Origin of the sequence: Actinacidiphila sp. bgisy160 (genome assembly GCF_965342435.1) — a bacterium.
In the GTDB taxonomy this organism is placed as follows: Bacteria; Actinomycetota; Actinomycetes; order Streptomycetales; family Streptomycetaceae; genus Actinacidiphila.
Map to the genome: position 1 here is coordinate 13,470 of NZ_CBDRCM010000074.1, position 17,894 is coordinate 31,363.

The window sequence follows — 17,894 nt, forward strand, 5'->3', positions numbered from 1 at the left end:
GCGGACTCACGCGGTCGGCAGCCAGTCCACCTTCCCGGCGAGCAGCGCGTAGCCCACGAAGGCCACGATGTCGATCAGCGCGTGGGCCGCCACCAGCGGCCCCACCCGGCCCCAGCGCCGGTAGAGCAGGACGAAGACGACGCCCATCGCCATGTTCCCGATGAGCCCGCCGATGCCCTGGTAGAGGTGGTACGAGCCGCGCAGCACACTGCTGGCCACCAGTGCGCCGACCGGCGTCCAGCCCAACTGGCCCAGTCTGCGCAGCAGGTAGCCGACGACGACGACCTCCTCGAGCACGGCGTTCTGGATCGCGGAGGCGATCAGCACGGGGATCTTCCACCAGACGTCGGGCAGTGACTCCGGAACGACGGTGAGGTTGAACCCGGAGGCGCGCGCGCCCAGGTAGAACAGCAGCCCCGTCCCCCCGATGGCGGCCGCCAGCGCGGCGCCGCGCAGCAGGTCGGTCCGCGGGCGCCGCAGGTCGAAGCCGATGGCCGGCATGCCCGTACCCTCGCGGGCCAGCAGGTGGGCGACGAGGGCGACCGGGACGAGCGCGGTGGCGACGCCGAACAGCTGCCACGACAGGTCCAGCCACGGACGGCCCGGAGCCTGCGAACCGACGAGGGTGGCCGCCTGGTCCTTGAGCCCACCGGGCTTGGTCAGCGACCCGATGAAGCTGATCAGCGCCGAGAGCGCGCTCGCCCCGAGCGACAGCGCGAGCACGAGGAGGGTCTCGCTGCGCAGCGTGCGCGGGCCGAGCCGCTCCACCGCCCCGGTCCTGGACCCGCCCGGCTCCACCGAATCACTGTCCACAGATTCCTCCACCCGCGCCATCCTGCCTCATGGGCCCGATGGCGCGGGCGGCGGCTCAGCGTTCTCGCGGCCACTCGTGCACGGGGGCGCCGGTGTGCATCAGCTCGCAGTAGCGCAGGGTCATCGCGGCCAGTGCCCGCTGCCGGTCCAGCCCGCGGTCCAGCTCCTGGTGGAAGGCGACGGCCTGCCACTCGGCGCCGTTCATGCGGTTGCGGCAGCGGCCCTCGATGATGCCGAGGTAGTGGTCCCGGTCCACCGGGTCGATCCCCCACGCGTCCAGTCCCGCGGACGCCATCGGCAGCAGTTCGTCCCGTACGAGCTCGACGGCCCCGATCTCCACGAGACCGCTGCCGCGGCCTGGCCGGGGCCAGGTCAGCACCGCGTCGATGCCGTACCGGCAGGCGGCGTCGAAGTTCGCCGCGGCCGCGGCGAACGGCAGCCGGCTCCACACCGGGCGCGACGCCTCGGCGAGGGAGCGGACGAGCCCGTAGTAGAAGGCGGTGTTGGCGAGCACGTCGGCGACGGTGGGCCCGGCGGGCATCACCCGGTTCTCGACGCGCAGGTGGGGTACGCCGTCGACCACCGCGTACACCGGGCGGTTCCAGCGGTAGATCGTGCCGTTGTGCAGCGTGAGTTCCTTCAACTGCGGCACCCCGCCCTCGTCGAGGACGTGCAGCGGGTCTTCGTCCTCGCAGATGGGCAGCAGCGAGGGGAAGTAGCGCACGTTCTCGGCGAAGAGGTCGTAGGCGGAGTCGATCCAGCGCTCGCCGAACCACGTCAGCGGGCGCACGCCCTGGGCCCGGTGCTCCTCGGGGCGGGTGTCGGTGGCCTGCTGGAAGAGCGTGGGGCGGGTCTCCCGCCACAGTTCACGGCCGAACAGGAAGGGGGAGTTGGCGCCGAGCGCGACCTGGGGGCCGGCCGCCACCTGCGCGGCGTTCCACACCGCGGCGAAGCGCGCGGGAGTGACCTGGAGATGCATCTGCATCGACGTGCACGCGGCTTCCGGGGCGATCGAGCCGGAGACGCAGGTCAGCCGCTCCACTCCGGAGATGTCCAGGGTGATGTCCTCGCCGCGGGCGGCGAGGATGCGGTCGTTGAGCAGCATGTAGCGGTCGACGCGGGAGAGGTTGGCACCGACCAGGTCCTGCGCGCCGAGGGTGGGCAGGATTCCCACCATCACGATGCGGGCGCCGACCTCGCGGGCCTTTGTCTCGGCATATCCCAGACCCATGCGCAACTCTTCTGCGAGGCGGTCCAGGACCCGGCCGGAAAGCCGGTGCGGCGCGATGTTCACTTCGATGTTGAACTGTGCGAGCTCGGTCTGGAAATCGCGGCTCGCGATGCGCTCGAGGACCTCCTCGTTCATCATGCGCGGCAACCCGTCGCGGTCGGTGAGATTGAGTTCGATCTCCAGCCCCATCAGATTGCGGGGACGGTCGAATCGCTTCTCCTCCAGCAGTCGCTCCAACCCCAGCAGGCACTGCTTCAGCTTCCTGCGGTACCGCTGGCGGTCGGCCAGGTCGAACCCCGTGGCCACGACCTTTTCCCCCATCGGAGGTCCTTCCTCGAGTGGGCCGTGATCACATCATGCCCAGCCCTGAGATCGATAAGGCCCCCGGCGCCGCCCCTGAGCCGCTAAGCTGGCCGCGAGCACCGTCTCGCGGCACATTCCGCGGGCATGGACAGAATTCACATGCCGGCGGCGGTCCTCTCGTGAAAAACACCGACGAGATTCAGCCATCCGCAGTAGCGCGGAAAACGCAGTTCACGGGGTCGGCGGCGGTGCAATTGGGGAGCTATTACCCGTCCAGGGTGACCCGGAACCGCCTTGCCCGTAATATCGCTGACGGCTAGATGAAACACTGCGCGAACACTCCTCGTATATCCTTCGTTCACAGGCAGAGCCTCCGCGACCCGCCGCGCGCCCGCGACGCACCGGCCACGGGAAGGGATCCGCATGCCCACGCTGATTCCGTACGTCGCCGCCCCCGCGCGCCCCGCGGATCCGGACTGTCCCGGCCTGCCGCCGTGTCGTCTGCTCCATCGCTGACAGTGCTGTCCGCACCCCACCGAAGCACCCCCGTGTCTCCTCATGAGAGGCCGCCCACCATGCCGCTGCAGGTAGCCCCAGCCCCCGCTCCCGCCCTGCGGAGCGTTCTCGCCGCCCTGAGTTCCCCGACCGCCGTCCGCGAGGCCCGCACCCCCTCGCTGCGCAACGCCACGGGGCCACTGGTCGCCGAGCACCCGCTCCCCCTGCATGTCCTCGACCCCGTGATCACCGGACCGGGAGGACTGCCCCGGGCGCGCCTGACCGGCTGGCGCTTCCACATCCGCGCCGACGAGAAGGTGGCCGCCGCGGGCGAGACCGTGGACACCCCGGACGGCTGGGCGTTCTCGCACTTCTGCGAGGGCCCCTACCTGGCCTCCACCGAGCGCGCGCTGCGCCAGGCCGACGCACTCACCACCCCGTACCAGCCGCACCTGCTCTCGGTACCGGGTCTCTACATGCTGACGCTGTGGCTGCACGGGGACGTCGCGGCGGACGCGGGCACGGCGCAGCCGGCCCCCTCCGACCTGCTGATCCCGCTGGCGCCGGCCCCACCGGGGATCGCCGCGCACCGTATGCACCGGCTCTCCGACCTGGTGCCGGTGCTGACCCTGCGGCTGGCTCCGCCACCACTGCTCGGCACCACCGCCTGAGGCTCCCGGCTGGGGCCACCCGCGCACGCCTCCGTGACCGTCCGGTCACGGAGGCGTTGCATTGTCCGGGCAACCGCCCGCGAGAGTGAATGCGTCCCCAACCAACGAGGACAGCTCACGCGAAATCCCTGCGGAAATCGCTCAGTAGAGCAACACTGGGACCGACCGACTGAACGGGGGAGCGGCATGACCGAGGTTCCTACCCAAGGCAGCCGTACTTCACACCACTCGCAGCGAAAGACGTCGTCCATGTGCCCGCACCAGCCGCAATGCCCGTCCGCCGGCAGCCCCGACCGCGAGGCCGCCCACATCATGGCCAGCCACCCCGAGCAGGGCTGGAGCCTGCTGTGCAACGGCGTCCTGCTCTTCGAGGACACCGGTGAGCTCCTCCCCGACGGGCAGATCATCGCCCCGCACCGCCCGCTCGGCAGCGAGCACATCGTCACAGCGGCCTGACCGGGCCGGGAACGACACAGGGCCGACCCCGCTTCAGCAGCGGGGCCGACCCTTGCGCGTCAACCGCCCTTACGCGTCGTACTCGTCCAGCGGGGGGCAGGAGCAGACCAGATTGCGGTCACCGAAGGCGCCGTCGATGCGGCGGACCGGCGGCCAGTACTTGTCCGCGGCCGACACACCGGCGGGGAAGACCGCCTCCTCACGGGAGTACGCGTGCTCCCAGTCGCCGCCCAGCGCCGCCGCGGTGTGCGGGGCGTTGCGCAGCGGGTTGTCCTCCTTGGGCCACTCCCCCGAGCCGACCCGATCGATCTCCGCGCGAATCGCGATCATCGTGTCGCAGAAGCGGTCGAGCTCCGCGAGGTTCTCGCTCTCCGTCGGCTCGATCATCAGCGTCCCGGCCACCGGGAACGACATCGTCGGCGCGTGGAAGCCGTAGTCGATCAGGCGCTTGGCGACGTCGTCGACCGTCACGCCCGTCTCCTTGGTCAGCGGGCGCAGGTCGATGATGCACTCGTGCGCGACGAGCCCGCCCGGGCCGGTGTAGAGCACCGGGAAGTGCGGCTCCAGGCGCTTGGCGATGTAGTTCGCGCTGAGCACCGCCACCTGGGTGGCGCGCTTGAGGCCCTCGCCGCCCATGAGCCGCACGTACGCCCAGGAGATCGGCAGGATGCCGGCCGAGCCCCACGGCGCGGCCGAGATCGGGCCGACGCCCGTCTCCGGGCCGGCGGTCGGCTGGAGCGGGTGGTTGGGCAGGTACGGGGCGAGGTGGGAGCGGACCGCGACCGGGCCGACGCCGGGGCCGCCGCCGCCGTGCGGGATGCAGAAGGTCTTGTGCAGGTTCAGGTGCGACACGTCGCCGCCGAAGTGGCCGGGCTTCGCCAGGCCCACCAGGGCGTTGAGGTTCGCGCCGTCCACGTAGACCTGGCCGCCCGCGTCGTGCACCGCGGCGCAGATGTCGCCGATGTGCTCCTCGAAGACACCGTGCGTGGAGGGGTAGGTGACCATGAGCACGGCGAGCTCGTCGCGGTGCTGCTCGATCTTGGCGCGCAGGTCCTCGACGTCGACCTCGCCGTCGCCTGCGGTCTTCACGACGACGACCCTCATGCCGGCCATCACGGCGCTGGCGGCGTTGGTGCCGTGCGCGGAGGACGGGATGAGGCAGACCGTGCGCTGGGAGTCGCCGTTGGCGCGGTGGTAGGCGCGGACGGCCAGCAGGCCGGCGAGCTCACCCTGGGAGCCGGCGTTCGGCTGGAGGCTGACCTTGTCATAGCCGGTGACCTCGGCGAGGCGCTCCTCCAGCTCGCGGATGAGGGTCAGGTAGCCCTCGGCCTGGTCGGCCGGCGCGAAGGGGTGCAGCGCGCCGAACTCGGGCCAGGTGACCGGTTCCATCTCGGTGGTCGCGTTGAGCTTCATGGTGCAGGAGCCCAGCGGGATCATGCCGCGGTCCAGCGCGTAGTCACGGTCGGCGAGGCGGCGCAGGTAGCGCAGCATCGCGGTCTCGGAGCGGTGCTGGTGGAAGACCGGGTGGGTCAGGTAGTCCACGCCGCGGGTCAGACCGGCGGGCAGCGCGTCCTCGGTGGTCGCGTCCAGGGCCTCGAGGTCGCCGGTGACGCCGAAGGCACCCCAGACCGCGTCGAGGTCCGCGCGGCCGGTGGTCTCGTCGCAGGCGATGCCGACCAGGTCGGTGCCGACCTGGCGCAGGTTGACCCCGGCCGCACGGGCGGCGGCCACGACCTCGGCGGCACGGCCGGGCACACGGGCGGTGACGGTGTCGAAGAAGGAGCCGGTGGTCACCTCGACGCCGCCGGCGCGCAGGCCCGCGGCGAGCAGCGCGGCATAGCGGTGGGTGCGGCGCGCGATCTGCGCCAGGCCCTCCGGGCCGTGGTAGACCGCGTACATGCCGGCCATGACGGCGAGCAGCACCTGCGCGGTGCAGATGTTGCTGGTGGCCTTCTCGCGGCGGATGTGCTGCTCGCGGGTCTGCAGCGCCAGGCGGTAGGCCTTGTCGCCGTCGGCGTCGACGGAGACGCCGACCAGGCGGCCGGGCAGGTTGCGGGCGTACGCCTCGCGGACCGCCATGTAACCGGCGTGCGGGCCGCCGAAGCCCATGGGCACGCCGAAGCGCTGGGTGGTGCCGACCGCGATGTCGGCGCCGAGCTCGCCCGGGGAGGTGAGCACGGTCAGGGCCAGCAGGTCGGCCGCGACGGTGACGATCGCGCCCAGCCCGTGGGCCTGCTCTATGACGGGCTTCAGGTCGCGCACGGCGCCGGAGGCGCCCGGGTACTGCAGCAGCACGCCGAAGACACCGCGCTCGGCGATCTCAGCCGGGATGCCCTCGCTGAGGTCGGCGACGACGATCTCGACGCCGGTGGGCTCGGCGCGGGTCTCGATCACGGCGACGGTCTGCGGGAAGGTGTCGGCGTCGATCAGGAAGACGCCGTCCTTGACCTTGCCGACGCGGCGGGCGAGAGCCACCGCCTCGGCGGCCGCGGTGCCCTCGTCGAGCAGCGAGGCACCGGAGGTGGGCAGCCCGGTGAGGTCGGCGACGACCGTCTGGAAGTTCAGCAGGGCCTCCAGGCGGCCCTGGGAGATCTCCGGCTGGTAGGGCGTGTACGCCGTGTACCAGGCGGGGTTCTCCATGACGTTGCGCAGGATGACCGGCGGGGTGAAGGTGCCGTAGTAGCCGAGGCCGATCATGGGCCGCAGCACCTGGTTGCGGTCGGCGAGCGAGCGCAGCTCGGCGAGGACCTCGGGCTCGGTGCGGGCGTCGGACAGCCCGAGCGCCTCGGCGCTCTTGATGGTGTCCGGGACGGCGGCGTCGGTCAGCTCGTCCAGCGAGCCGTAGCCGACCTGCGCGAGCATCTTGGCCTGCGCACCGGCGTCGGGCCCGATGTGGCGCTGCTCGAAGGGGATGCCGCGCTCCAGCTCGGAGAGTGGGATGCGGTTGGCGGTCATCTGCGGAGGCCTCCTGGTCTGGCGCGACACGGCCTCCCCCTCTGTCATCTGAACCTGAGAGCTTCACCGTCCCGCACGTGCCGGGGCGGCTTTCACCGTCGGTGAGGAAGCGGCCGCGCACAGGGTGTGCCGCCCTTCCTGCTTTCCAGAGTGACCTCGCCCATGCGGTACGGATGCCTGAGAGATTCCGGGGAGGGTTTGCTCCTTCGGCGCCGGGCGGGCGGTTCCCCGCGTCGCCAGGACTCTCCCGCAAGGGGTCAGCAGCCGCTGCCAGCGTACCAGCGCGGTCCGGGGACGGGTCATGTGACAGCCGCCACCTTTCATGCCTAAATAGGATTAATCGCGACCAGTTGGAGGGACCGTGCAGACCGGTATCGATCCGCGCAGCCTCATCGGGCGCCGGGCCTTCGACCGCAACGGGATGAAGATCGGGACGGTCGACGAGGTCTACCTCGACGACGCCACCGGAGAGCCCGAATGGGCCGCGGTGCGCACCGGTCTGTTCAGCCGCGACGCGTTCGTGCCGCTGGAACCGAGCGAGTTCACCGGGGAAGAGCTGCGCGTGCCGTTCGACAAGTCACTGATCAAGGACGCCCCGGACTTCGGCGTGGGCCGGCACCTCTCCCCCGAGCAGGAGCTCCAGCTCTACCACCACTACGGCATGAGCGGGCCTTCCCTGTCCGGCCCGGTGCCGGAGCCCCCGCCGGACCGCGACTTCGGCACGCTGGCCGGCGACAGCTGACGCGGGAGCCCCGGCGGGCCCGGTAACACCAGCGGGAGCGGCTCGGACGGCTCCAGCTCCGGGTCGGTCACCGCGAAGGTGCGCACCCGGCCCGGCACCGTCGAGTCCGGTTCCTCGAAGCGGACGGTGACCCTCCCGACGCCGCTGCCCTGCACCCACCCGGCGCCGTACCGGGTGTGCCGTACGTCCTGGCCCGGCACCCACCTCCGCTCGGCCGGCCCGGCTTCGCGGGCTTCCTCCGCGGGCCGCTCCGGCGCCCTCTCGGACGGGCCGGACTCCTCGCCCGCCGTGCTCTCCACCCGTTCCGCCGCCTGGGCGAACAGGTCCTCCTGCGTGTAGTCGGCGAGCCCCGCGACACCGACCCCGAGCAGCCGGACACCGCCGGTGATGTCCACGGCCTCCAGCAGCCGCGCCGCGGTCTCCCGGACCACCGTGAGGTCGTCGGTGGGGGCGCGCAGGGTCTCCGAACGGGTCAGGGTCGTGAAGTCGTACCGCCGTACCTTCAGCACGACGGTGCGTCCCGAGCGGCCCGCGGAGCGCAGCCTGCGCACACAGCGGTCGGCCAGCCGGTCCACCTCGAGCCGGACCCGTACGCGGTCGGTGAGGTCGACGTCGAAGGTGTCCTCGACCGAGACCGACTTGCTCTCGCGGTCCGCGACCACGGGCCGCTCGTCGATCCCCAGGGCCATCCCGTGCACATGGGCACCGTGTGCCTTGCCGAGCAGCCGCACCAGCTCGGCCTCCCCCGCCTCCACGACCTCGCCGACCGTCACGATGCCCGCCCGCCGCAGGTGCTCCGCCGTCGCCGGCCCCACGCCGGGCAGGGTGCGCACCTGCATGGGCGCCAGCAGCTCACGCTCGGTGCCGGGCTCGATGACCACCAGCCCGTCCGGCTTGGCCTGCTCCGAGGCGATCTTGGCGAGCAGCTTGGAGCCCGCGAGACCCACCGAGCCGGTGAGCCCGGTCGCCCGCCGGATGTCCGCCCGCAGCCGCTCCCCCACCGCGCGCGGGTCGTCCCCGATCCCGCCCGCCTCCAGGTCCACGAAGGCCTCGTCCAGACTGAGCGGCTCGACCAGCGGCGACAGCCGCGACAGCAGCTCCATGACGGTGTCGCTGATCTGCCGGTAGACAGCGAAGCGCGGCACGAGATACGCGGCGTTCGGGCACAGCCGGCGCGCGTGGGCCATCGCCATCGCCGAGTGCACGCCGTGCACCCGGGCCTCGTACGACGCGGTCGCCACCACACCGCGCGGACCAAGACCCCCCACGACGACCGGCTTCCCCCGCAGACTCGGCTTCGCGGCCTGCTCGACGGCGGCGAAGAACGCGTCCATGTCCAGATGGAGGATGGTCGGCGCGCTTCTCACAGTCACCGATGCTGCACCATGGGTCCGACATCCGCCGTACAGGTGTACGGCGGAGGAGTGGGGCGCGTCGCGGTCCGTCCGGTTCAGCCCGCGCGGTTGCGGCGCCGCGCCAGCTCGTCACCCGGGTTGTGGCCGACCACGGTCTCCCCGGTGTCGACCCGCTCGGAGTGCAGCTGCGACAGGGCGCCCTCGACGTCCCGCCACACCACGCCCACGGCGATGCCGAAGATCCCCTGGCCGCCCTGGAGGAGGTCGACGACCTCGTCGGGGGAGGTGCACTCGTACACCGTCGCGCCGTCGCTCATCAGCGTCATCCGGGTGAGCTCGGCGGGCGCGCTGGAGCGCAGGTGCTGCACGGCGGTGCGGATGTTCTGCAGCGAGACGCCCGTGTCGAGGAGCCGCTTGACGATCTTGAGGACCACGACGTCCCGGAAGCTGTACAGCCGCTGCGTCCCCGAGCCGTAGGCGGGCCGGATGCTCGGCTCCACGAGCCCGGTCCGCGCCCAGTAGTCGAGCTGGCGGTAGGTGATGCCGGTCGCCGCGCAGGCGGTGGGCCCGCGGTAGCCGACCCGTTCACCGGCCCCCTCCGGCTGCTGTCCCGAGGTGCCGCCCGAACCCCCTCCGGGGGGCGTCGCTGCGTTGCGGGCCAAGGCCCCGCGCATCGGATACGGGCCGCCGAAGGCCGTACCGTCGCCGGTGCTTCTCACGCCGACCTCCCGTCCCTTCGCACCCCTCAGGGCACGCGCACGTGCCATCGGGACTTTCCTTCTCGACGGTAGGCAGTCACTCCGGGTGCGTCAACGATCGCCACGCTCGGCACGCCGAGTGATATCAACCCCAGAGGTGGTTTCCCGTGTCCACGGTGGGGGTAGGGCTGGACGAATGGCCTCCGCGGGCCCTCATTGACTACTGGTACCGAAGTCCTCAGGCGAGATCTGGTCGAGGAACTCGCGGAACTTCTCGACCTCGTCCTCCTGCTCGTCGGGAATGGCGATGCCGGCGTCGTCGAGCACACCGTCGCTCCCGAAGATGGGGGTTCCGGTGCGCAGCGCGAGCGCTATGGCATCCGAGGGACGGGCGCTCACCTCCACGCCACTGGCGAACACCAGCTCGGCGTAGAAGACGCCGTCGCGCAGATCCGTGATCCGGACCTCGGTCAGCGTCTGGCCGACGGCCTCGAGCACGTCCTTGAACAGATCATGGGTCAGCGGCCGCGCGGGCGTCATGCCCTGCTGCGCGAAAGCGATGGCGGTGGCCTCCCCCGGCCCGATCCAGATGGGCAGGTAGCGGTCGCCTCCCACTTCCCGCAGGAGCACAATCGGCTGGTTGGAGGGCATTTCGACCCGGACACCCACGACGTCGAGCTCGTTCACACAGCAACCCTAGGCCGTGCCCGGCCGGTTTGGGTAGTCGGGACGGGCCCGGCCGGTCCCCGGCCGGGCGTGTCCTGGCCATGTCGGCTCAGAAGAGCCGAACCCTGAGCGCGGACTGCACCAGCGCCGCGTGCAGCCGCACCGACAGCGCCGCCAGCTCGCGCGCGGTGGCCTCCGCGTGCGTCCTGGTCTGCGGATTACGGTGCCTGCGCAGGGGCGCGACCACCTGCTCCACCAGACCGGCCTCACGATCGGCGGCGGCCTTCACCGCGCGCAGATGACGCGGTTCGAGCCCGAATCGGCCCAGATCTGCCACGATCTTGGCGATGTTCACCGTTTCGGCGTCGTAGTCACCGTCGGGACCGGACTCGACCAGTCCGTACGCCTCCCACTGGGCGAGTTCGCCCGCTTCGGCGCCCGTGGCGGCCAGCAACTCGTCCCGGCCGATGCGCAGCGCCGCGGGTGCATCCCGCTCCGCCGCGCCGCCGACCTCGATCAGCTCCCGGGACTCCGCGGAGGACGGGACGGGCAGCGGCAGCGGTTCGCCGCGGTCGAGGGCGTCGAGGTGCTCGCGGATCACTTTCAGCGGAAGATAGTGGTCGCGCTGCATGCGCAGCACGTGCCCGAGCCGCTCCACGTCCCGGACGGTGAACTTCCGGTACCCCGACGGGGTGCGTTGCGGCTCCACCAGCCCCTCCGCCTCCAGGAAGCGGATCTTGGAGATGGTGACCTCCGGGAACTCCTCCCGCAACTCATTGAGCACCGCCCCGATGCTCAGCAGCCGGTCGTCCGCGGTGGCGGTGCCGTTGCCGGCACCGCCCGACGGTGTACGAAGCATGAACCTTCCCTCGCGGGGGTCAGGCGCCCCACTGGCTCGCGTAGAAGACCAGTCGGTACTTGCCGATCTGCACCTCGTCGCCACTGGACAGGGTCACCGAGTCGATCCGCTCCCGGTTGACGTAGGTGCCGTTGAGGCTGCCGACGTCGGCGACCGTGAAGGAACCGTCCGGCGCGCGCCGGAACTCCACGTGACGCCGCGAGACGGTGACGTCGTCGAGGAAGATGTCGCTCTCCGGGTGGCGGCCGGCCGTCGTCAGCTCACCGTCCAGGAGGAAGCGGCTCCCCGAGTTGGGACCACGGCGCACGACCAGCAGCGCGGAGCCCGGGGGCAGCGCGTCGACCGCGGCCTGGGCCTCCGGCGACAGCGCCGGCAGCGTGGTCTGTCCCGTCGCCTCGGCCTCGTACGCCTCGATCCCGGAGATGGAGATCGTGGACGTGGTCTCGGAGGCGCGCTCGGACGGCACTCCGGCACGCAGCGGCGCGCCACAGTTGGAGCAGAAGCGGCTCGCTTCCGCGTTCTGGAACCCGCACCGCGTACAGACCGGCAAGGACCCTCCACCCGTGCTAGAGGCTGATGGTTGCTGGAAACCTATGCGCCCCGCAGCCGCAGGGTCAACAGAAACCGCACCATGACCGCCCGAAATGTCACCACCCGGAGCAGCGGCCTCGTCACGGAACAGCGGGCGCTCCTCGCCCGGTCCCTCCCCCTGCACGTGCCGCGGGGCGCGGTGCCGCGCCGTCGGGCTGTCACCAGCCTGACGCGAACTCTTGCCGAACCACTTACCGAACAACTTCACGGGCGATTCCCCTTGAACGACACAGACCCGCCCGTGGGGCAGGACGAACCCTCAGTCACGACCAACACACAGTTTCTCTCACGCACCACCCCAGCGGTGCGGCGACCCCCCGCATTCTCCTGTCCTCCCCCGCAAACCCCACTCGCCCCTGCCTCACCGGCTTGACGACTGAGCGTAGTCAGGCTGCTCCGACGGCCGCAAGGCGTCGACAACGATCTTCTCCGATCGCGTCACATCCGCTGTGGCCTGCTCCTTCTCCAAAGTCTGTACCACGCCGCCCGGGATGTTCAGGGCGGGCTCGAGATCCTGTGGATTACCGATGACCTTGAAGCGGTAGGGGGCGCTCACCTTGTGCCCGTCGATCTGCACGCCGCCCGGCCCCTGGATGAAGTACGTGTCGGCGACGACCCGCACATCGTTGATCTGGATCGCCTCCGCGCCCGCGGCGCGCAGCTCCTGCAGCGCGTCGAGCAGCATGTCGGCCTCGACCGCGCTCTGGGGGTCGTTGATCGTCAGCGTGATCCCCGGGCCCTCGACGGCGACCGTCCCGGCCAGCACCCCGAGCTGCCCGGCCTTCTGCTCGGTCTGCTTGCGGGCCTCCTCGGCCTGGTCGGAGCTGTTCTCCAGCTCCGTGCGCTGCTCCTCCAGGCGCCGCCGTTCGTCGCCGAGCCGCTGCGAGCGGTTGTCCAGCTCGTCCAGGATGCGCACCAGGTCCTCCTGGCGGGCACCCCGCAGCGCGCTGGTGTCGCTGGTCGAACGGACCTGGATGGCCAGGCCCAGGCCCAGCACGAACAGCAGGAGCGCGACGATCAACTGGGCCCTGGACACCCGCGGCGGCCACAGCCCCGCCTTGAGCCGTTCCCGGCCGGTCGCGGAGGGCGCCGCGCCCTGAGGTTCCCCCGTGTCCTGCGGCCCCTGACCACCGTGCGCGGGCGGTTCCGCGTCCGCCGGCCCGGCCGGCGGCACCGGTGCGGCGGCGGGCGGCTCGGGGCGTGCCGCGGGCCGCTCCGGCGCCGGAGGCTCCGCCCCGGCGGGCGGCCCGGGACGCTCAGGCGGCTCCAGCGGCTCCGGGGTCTTGTCGTTCTCGTCGCTCATCGTGCTGTCACGCCCGGAAGACATGGCGGCGGATCGCCGCGGCGTTGGAGAAGATGCGGATGCCGAGGACGACCACCACACCCGTGGAGAGCTGCGCACCCACTCCCAGCTTGTCGCCCAGGAAGACGATCAGCGCGGCCACGACGACGTTGGAGAGGAAGGAGACCACGAAGACCTTGTCGTCGAAGATCCCGTCGAGCATGGCCCGCAGACCACCGAAGACGGCATCGAGCGCGGCGACCACGGCGATCGGGAGGTAGGGCTCGACGACCGTCGGCACAACGGGGCGGACCACCAGGCCCACCACCACTCCAACGATCAAGCCCAGTACGGCGATCAATTCGTACCCTTCCCATTTCCGGATGCGCTCGACGACGGCCCGCCCGAGGGGAGCGGGGTCGCGGAGCGGATGATCAGGCTCGGAGCCGCGGGCAGTGCCAGCTTCTCCTTCTCGGAGACGCGCGCGCGGATCCCGTAGTTCTCCTGCAGGACGTGCAAGTACTGCCCGTCCGCGCTGTCCTGGAAGGACGTGCCCAGTTTCTGCGGATCCCCGATCGCCAGGATCTTGTAGGGCGGTACCAGCGGCCGGTTGTCGACCAGTATGGCGTCACCCGCGGCACGGATGGCCGACAACGACGTCAGCCGCTGCCCGTTGATCGAGATGGCCTCCGCACCCGACGCCCACAGGCCGTTGACGATGCGCTGCATGTCCCGGTCGCGCACACGGCCGGTGTCGGAGAAGTCACTGGTCGTACGCGGATCGCTGCCGCCGCCCGACGAGGCCTCCTTGGCGTCGTTGACCTCGAGCTCGATTCCCGGCCCCGTGACCGGTGTCGCCCCGGCCAGGAGCGCCACGCGCTCCGCTTCTCCGTCCTGGGCGTTGAGCGCCTGCCGCTGCTTGGCCGCCACGTCGTCGCGCAGTTCGTCCACGCTCTTCTGCAGATCGTCGGCGGTACGGGTCTCGGACTGGATGCGGTCGATGAGCTTCTGCCGCTCCTTGGCCAGTGTCGGGGCCGCCACCTGCGTCTGCGCCGCGCCTATGGTGACCACCACGGCGGCCAGCACCAGACCCAGAGCGAGCACCAGCCGGCCCCGCAGCGTGCCCGGCAGGCGGGACGTACCGGTCGCGCCCCGGCGGGCGGCGGCCTCGGCGTATCCGTCGTCGAGGCTGTGCTCCATGACGTTGGTCAGCAGCGACATGGAGGCGTCCGGGCGCCGGGTCACGGCCCTCCCAGGGGCGCTGCTCCGATCGGGGTGCTGCTGCGACATGCCGCACATCGTCGCATGTCCGTGACACCGACCTCGAACGGGCCCCTCCCGACGCGCCGTTCGTCGCGTCGGGAGGGGCCCGTGCACCGTTGCCGGGGCGGGGTCTCAGCGCATCAGCGGCCCGCGCTGTCCACGATCGCCGACCACTCGTCGAGCAGTGCCTGCGCGGAGGCGTCGTCCGGGCCCTCGGCCCACAAATGCGTGACCGCCTCCGCCGGGTCGGGGAGCACCATCACCCAGCGGCCGTCCGCCTCGACGACACGCACGCCGTCGGTGGTGTCGACGGAGCGGTCGCCCGCCTCCTCCACCACACGGCGCATGACCATGCCCTTGACGGCCCACGGCGTCGCCAGGTCCCGCTTGAGGACGTGGGCCCGCGGAATGCGGGCGTCGATCTGGCTCAGGGTGAGCTGGGTACGGGCCACCAGGCCGATCAGCCGCACGAAGGCCGCGGCGCCGTCGAAGACGCTGCTGAACTCCGGGACGATGATGCCGCCCTTGCCGTCACCGCCGAAGATGGTCGAGTCCTGTCGTCCGACCCGGGTCAGGTCGTCGGGCGAGGTCGTCGTCCACTCCACCTGCGTGCCGTGGTACGCCGCGACCTGCTCGGCGATGCGTGTCGTCGTCACGGGCAGCGCCACCCGGCCGCTGCGGCGCTCGGCGGCGACCAGGTCGAGCAGGACCAGCAGGGCCCGGTCGTCCTCGATGATCTTGCCGCGCTCGTCCACCAGCGACAGCCGCTCGCCGACCGGGTCGAACCGCACGCCGAACGCTGCCCGAGAGGACGCCACGATCTCCCCGAGCCGGACCAGGCCGGAGCGCCGGCCGTCCGCGGTCTCGGTCGGCCTGGCCTCGTTGAGGCCGGGGTTGATCGTCAGCGAGTCCACACCGAGCCGCCCGAGCAGGCTCGGCAGGACCAGGCCCGCGCTGCCGTTCGCGGCGTCGACCACCACCTTGAGCCCGGCCTCGGCGATGCCCGAGGTGTCCACGGCCCGCAGCAGCGCGCCAGTGTAGGAGTCGAAGACGCTCGCCGGGAAGTTCAGGTCGCCGATCTCACCGGGGAACGCACGTCGGTACTCCTGGCGCGCGAAGACGCGGTCCAGCTTGCGCTGCCCCGCCGCCGACAGGTCGGCGCCGCGTTCGTCGAAGAACATGATGTCGACCGAGTCGGGGATGCCGGGACTCGTCCGGATCATGATGCCGCCGGCGCTGCCGCGCGCGGTCTGCTGCCGTGCCACGGGCATCGGCACGTTCTCCAGGTCACGCACGTCGATCGCGCTGGCCTGGAGTGCCGAGATCACCGCACGCTTCAGGGCACGGGCACCGCGGGAGTGATCACGGGCGGTGGTGACCGTGGCGCCCTTCTTGAGGGTCGTCGCGTACGCGCCCGCGAGGCGGACGGCCAGTTCTGGGGTGATCTCCACGTTCAGGATCCCGGAGACGCCCCGGGCGCCGAAGAGGTTGGCCTGGCCCCTGGACTCCCAGATGACCGAGGTGTTCACGAAAGCGCCGGCCTCGATGGTCTTGAACGGGTAGACCCGGACGTCGCCCGCGATGATCGACTCCTCGCCGATCAGGCACTCGTCGCCGATGACCGCGCCGTCGTCGATCCGCGCCGCGCGCATGACGTCGGTGTTCTTGCCGATGACACAGCCGCGCAGGTTGGTCTGCGGCCCGATGTAGACGTTGTCGTGGACGACGGCCTTGTGCAGGAAGGCGCCGGACTTCACGACGACGTTGGAGCCGATCACCGTGTGCTCGCGCAGCTCGGCCCCGGCCTCGACCTTGGCGTAGTCACCGACGTACAAGGGACCGCGCAGTGTCGCGTCCGGGTGCACCTCAGCGCCCTCGGCGACCCACACACCGGGCGAGATCTCGAAGCCCTCGAGGTCGACGTCGACCTTGCCCTCGAGGACGTCCGCCTGCGCCTTGAGGTAGCTCTCGTGCGTGCCGACGTCCTCCCAGTAGCCCTCGGCGATGTAGCCGTAGATGGGCTTGCCTTCCTTCATCAACTGCGGGAAGACGTCACCTGACCAGTCCACGGAGACGTCGGGCTCGACGTAGTCGAAGACCTCGGGCTCCATGACGTAGATGCCGGTGTTCACCGTGTCCGAGAAGACCTGGCCCCAGGTCGGCTTCTCGAGGAAGCGCTCGACCTTGCCCTCCTCGTCGACGATGGTGATGCCGAACTCCAGGGGGTTGGGCACACGGGTCAGGCAGACGGTGACCAGCGCGCCCTTCTCCTTGTGGAAGTTGATCAGCTCGGTGAGGTCGAAATCGGTCAGGGCGTCACCGGAGATCACCAGGAACGAATCGTCCTTGAGCGCGTCCTCGGCGTTCTTGACACTGCCGGCGGTGCCGAGTGGCTTCTCCTCGTTCGCGTAGGTGAGGTCCATGCCGAGCTCTTCGCCGTCGCCGAAGTAGTTCTTGACGAGCGAGGCGAGGAACTGCACGGTCACCACGGTCTCGGTCAGACCGTGCCGCTTGAGCAGCTTGAGCACGTGCTGCATGATCGGCTGATTCACGACCGGCAGCAGCGGCTTGGGCATGCTCGAGGTCATCGGGCGAAGGCGCGTGCCTTCGCCGCCGGCCATCACGACGGCCTTCATGTCGGAAGCGTCCTCCTCAAAGAGACGACTGTCTTGCCGACGTCACCCGTGCTCTCTCTTACGCGGAACGTCGCGGTCCCCCGGACCGCCGGTCACGCGCGGGGCACCCGGCCGGAGGGCTCTCCTACCGGGCACGCGGGCTCAATCGGCCGTGGCGTCCGCCCTGACGAGTCGGCGGACCTGGACCACGTAGAGGATCCCTGCCCACCAATACAGCGTTGTACCCCATCCGGCGAACGCCCATCCGAAAATAGCAGCGAGCGTGTTCAGCCACCCGTCGCCGTCGCTCAGCAGCAACAGCGGGAAGGCGTACATGAGGTTGAAGGTGGCTGCCTTGCCCATGAAGTTGACCTGCGGCGGACCCCAGCCGTGCCGGCGCATGACCAGGATCATCACGCCCATGACGGCGTCCCGGGCCACCAGGATGGCCGTCAGCCACCAGGGTAGGATCCCGCGCCAGGTGAGGCCGATGATCGTGGACACGATGTACAGCCGGTCCGCGGCCGGATCCAGCACCCTCCCGAGGCTGCTGATCTGGTTCCAGCGGCGCGCGAGCTTCCCGTCCAGGTAGTCGCTGACGCCGCTCAGGGCGAGCACGAGCAGCGCCCAGCCGTCGACCTTCGGACCGCCGAACTCGGGCCACAGGATGAGCCACAGGAACACGGGCACGCCCAACAGCCGTGCCATGCTCAGGATGTTGGGGATCGTGAAGACGCGATCCGTCTGCACCCTTGTCTCCTGGACCTCCACCGGGGGCCCCTCCTGTTGAACGTACGCTCCGATGATTCCACCCGACCTTACATCAGGGCATGAAAAAGCCCGCCGCCGGGCCTCTGATGAGGCTCCGGCGGCGGGCATATTAAAGATTGTTCGGCGGT

General features: G+C 70.8%; 16 protein-coding genes and 2 riboswitches. Of the genes, 3 read left to right on the forward strand and 13 right to left on the reverse strand.

Features of this window, described 5'->3' with window-relative positions:
• Positions 1-6: 6 nt before the first annotated feature.
• Both ACRWNP_RS33970 and ACRWNP_RS33975 read right to left on the reverse strand, forming a co-directional pair.
• Positions 7-834: a CPBP family intramembrane glutamic endopeptidase gene (locus ACRWNP_RS33970; protein WP_431968335.1), complete on the reverse strand. Its 828-nt coding sequence runs from the start codon at positions 832-834 to the stop codon at positions 7-9.
• Positions 835-868: 34 nt separating this feature from the next.
• Entirely contained in the window at positions 869-2,365 is a 1,497-nt protein-coding gene (locus ACRWNP_RS33975; protein ID WP_431968337.1) for a glutamate--cysteine ligase, read from the reverse strand.
• 557 nt (positions 2,366-2,922) lie between these two features.
• Between ACRWNP_RS33975 and ACRWNP_RS33980 the strand changes: the two genes are divergently transcribed.
• On the forward strand, positions 2,923-3,513 hold the full coding sequence (locus ACRWNP_RS33980; protein WP_431968339.1) for a hypothetical protein: 591 nt from the start codon (positions 2,923-2,925) through the stop codon (positions 3,511-3,513).
• A gap of 249 nt (positions 3,514-3,762) precedes the next feature.
• Positions 3,763-3,969 carry a DUF5999 family protein gene (locus ACRWNP_RS33985; RefSeq protein WP_326578093.1) on the forward strand — a complete coding sequence of 69 codons (207 nt, stop codon included), beginning with the start codon at positions 3,763-3,765 and terminating at the stop codon, positions 3,967-3,969.
• Between the two features lie 69 nt (positions 3,970-4,038).
• Here ACRWNP_RS33985 and gcvP read toward each other — a convergent pair whose 3' ends face one another.
• On the reverse strand, positions 4,039-6,924 hold the full coding sequence (gene gcvP, locus ACRWNP_RS33990) for an aminomethyl-transferring glycine dehydrogenase (protein ID WP_431968341.1): 2,886 nt from the start codon (positions 6,922-6,924) through the stop codon (positions 4,039-4,041).
• A 31-nt stretch (positions 6,925-6,955) separates the two neighbouring features.
• Positions 6,956-7,079, reverse strand: a riboswitch (glycine riboswitch).
• Positions 7,080-7,184: riboswitch (glycine riboswitch) on the reverse strand.
• Between the two features lie 101 nt (positions 7,185-7,285).
• Between gcvP and ACRWNP_RS33995 the strand changes: the two genes are divergently transcribed.
• Complete coding sequence (locus tag ACRWNP_RS33995; RefSeq protein WP_431968343.1) at positions 7,286-7,666, forward strand: PRC-barrel domain-containing protein; 381 nt, start codon at positions 7,286-7,288, stop codon at positions 7,664-7,666.
• Here ACRWNP_RS33995 and ACRWNP_RS34000 read toward each other — a convergent pair.
• The 10 genes from ACRWNP_RS34000 to ACRWNP_RS34045 all read right to left on the reverse strand — a co-directional run bounded on the left by ACRWNP_RS34000 (position 7,579) and on the right by ACRWNP_RS34045 (position 17,766).
• Positions 7,579-9,033, reverse strand: a complete 1,455-nt coding sequence (locus tag ACRWNP_RS34000) for a DNA polymerase IV (RefSeq protein ID WP_431968359.1) — start codon at positions 9,031-9,033, stop codon at positions 7,579-7,581. The genes ACRWNP_RS33995 and ACRWNP_RS34000 overlap by 88 nt on opposite strands.
• An 83-nt stretch (positions 9,034-9,116) precedes the next feature.
• The gene (locus ACRWNP_RS34005; protein ID WP_431968345.1) at positions 9,117-9,788 is read right to left on the reverse strand and encodes a MerR family transcriptional regulator; all 672 of its coding nucleotides are present in this window, start codon (positions 9,786-9,788) and stop codon (positions 9,117-9,119) included.
• Between the two features lie 144 nt (positions 9,789-9,932).
• Positions 9,933-10,406, reverse strand: a complete 474-nt coding sequence (locus ACRWNP_RS34010) for a bifunctional nuclease family protein (RefSeq protein WP_431968347.1) — start codon at positions 10,404-10,406, stop codon at positions 9,933-9,935.
• Between the two features lie 88 nt (positions 10,407-10,494).
• The gene (gene ftsR, locus ACRWNP_RS34015) at positions 10,495-11,244 is read right to left on the reverse strand and encodes a transcriptional regulator FtsR (RefSeq protein WP_431968349.1); all 750 of its coding nucleotides are present in this window, start codon (positions 11,242-11,244) and stop codon (positions 10,495-10,497) included.
• Positions 11,245-11,263: 19 nt separating this feature from the next.
• On the reverse strand, positions 11,264-12,085 hold the full coding sequence (locus tag ACRWNP_RS34020; RefSeq protein ID WP_431968361.1) for an FHA domain-containing protein: 822 nt from the start codon (positions 12,083-12,085) through the stop codon (positions 11,264-11,266).
• A gap of 111 nt (positions 12,086-12,196) precedes the next feature.
• A complete protein-coding gene (locus ACRWNP_RS34025; protein WP_431968351.1) occupies positions 12,197-13,138 on the reverse strand; it encodes a DUF881 domain-containing protein in 942 nt (313 codons plus the stop codon).
• A 7-nt stretch (positions 13,139-13,145) separates the two neighbouring features.
• Complete coding sequence (locus ACRWNP_RS34030; protein WP_003984969.1) at positions 13,146-13,478, reverse strand: small basic family protein; 333 nt, start codon at positions 13,476-13,478, stop codon at positions 13,146-13,148.
• Positions 13,475-14,416 carry a DUF881 domain-containing protein gene (locus ACRWNP_RS34035; RefSeq protein WP_431968353.1) on the reverse strand — a complete coding sequence of 314 codons (942 nt, stop codon included), beginning with the start codon at positions 14,414-14,416 and terminating at the stop codon, positions 13,475-13,477. The genes ACRWNP_RS34030 and ACRWNP_RS34035 overlap by 4 nt, the downstream gene beginning before the upstream one ends.
• A 104-nt stretch (positions 14,417-14,520) precedes the next feature.
• Entirely contained in the window at positions 14,521-17,016 is a 2,496-nt protein-coding gene (locus ACRWNP_RS34040; protein ID WP_431968355.1) for a sugar phosphate nucleotidyltransferase, read from the reverse strand.
• 141 nt (positions 17,017-17,157) lie between these two features.
• Positions 17,158-17,766 carry a CDP-alcohol phosphatidyltransferase family protein gene (locus ACRWNP_RS34045; RefSeq protein WP_026250929.1) on the reverse strand — a complete coding sequence of 203 codons (609 nt, stop codon included), beginning with the start codon at positions 17,764-17,766 and terminating at the stop codon, positions 17,158-17,160.
• Positions 17,767-17,894 lie beyond the last annotated feature (128 nt).

Coding starts and splice junctions, on each gene's coding strand:
- ACRWNP_RS33970 (WP_431968335.1), bottom strand. CDS start 834: ATGGCGCGGGTGGAGGAATCTGTGGACAGTGATTCGGTGGAGCCGGGC.
- ACRWNP_RS33975 (WP_431968337.1), bottom strand. CDS start 2,365: ATGGGGGAAAAGGTCGTGGCCACGGGGTTCGACCTGGCCGACCGCCAG.
- ACRWNP_RS33980 (WP_431968339.1), top strand. CDS start 2,923: ATGCCGCTGCAGGTAGCCCCAGCCCCCGCTCCCGCCCTGCGGAGCGTT.
- ACRWNP_RS33985 (WP_326578093.1), top strand. CDS start 3,763: ATGTGCCCGCACCAGCCGCAATGCCCGTCCGCCGGCAGCCCCGACCGC.
- gcvP (WP_431968341.1), bottom strand. CDS start 6,924: ATGACCGCCAACCGCATCCCACTCTCCGAGCTGGAGCGCGGCATCCCC.
- ACRWNP_RS34005 (WP_431968345.1), bottom strand. CDS start 9,788: ATGGCACGTGCGCGTGCCCTGAGGGGTGCGAAGGGACGGGAGGTCGGC.
- ftsR (WP_431968349.1), bottom strand. CDS start 11,244: ATGCTTCGTACACCGTCGGGCGGTGCCGGCAACGGCACCGCCACCGCG.
- ACRWNP_RS34025 (WP_431968351.1), bottom strand. CDS start 13,138: ATGAGCGACGAGAACGACAAGACCCCGGAGCCGCTGGAGCCGCCTGAG.
- ACRWNP_RS34035 (WP_431968353.1), bottom strand. CDS start 14,416: ATGTGCGGCATGTCGCAGCAGCACCCCGATCGGAGCAGCGCCCCTGGG.
- ACRWNP_RS34040 (WP_431968355.1), bottom strand. CDS start 17,016: ATGAAGGCCGTCGTGATGGCCGGCGGCGAAGGCACGCGCCTTCGCCCG.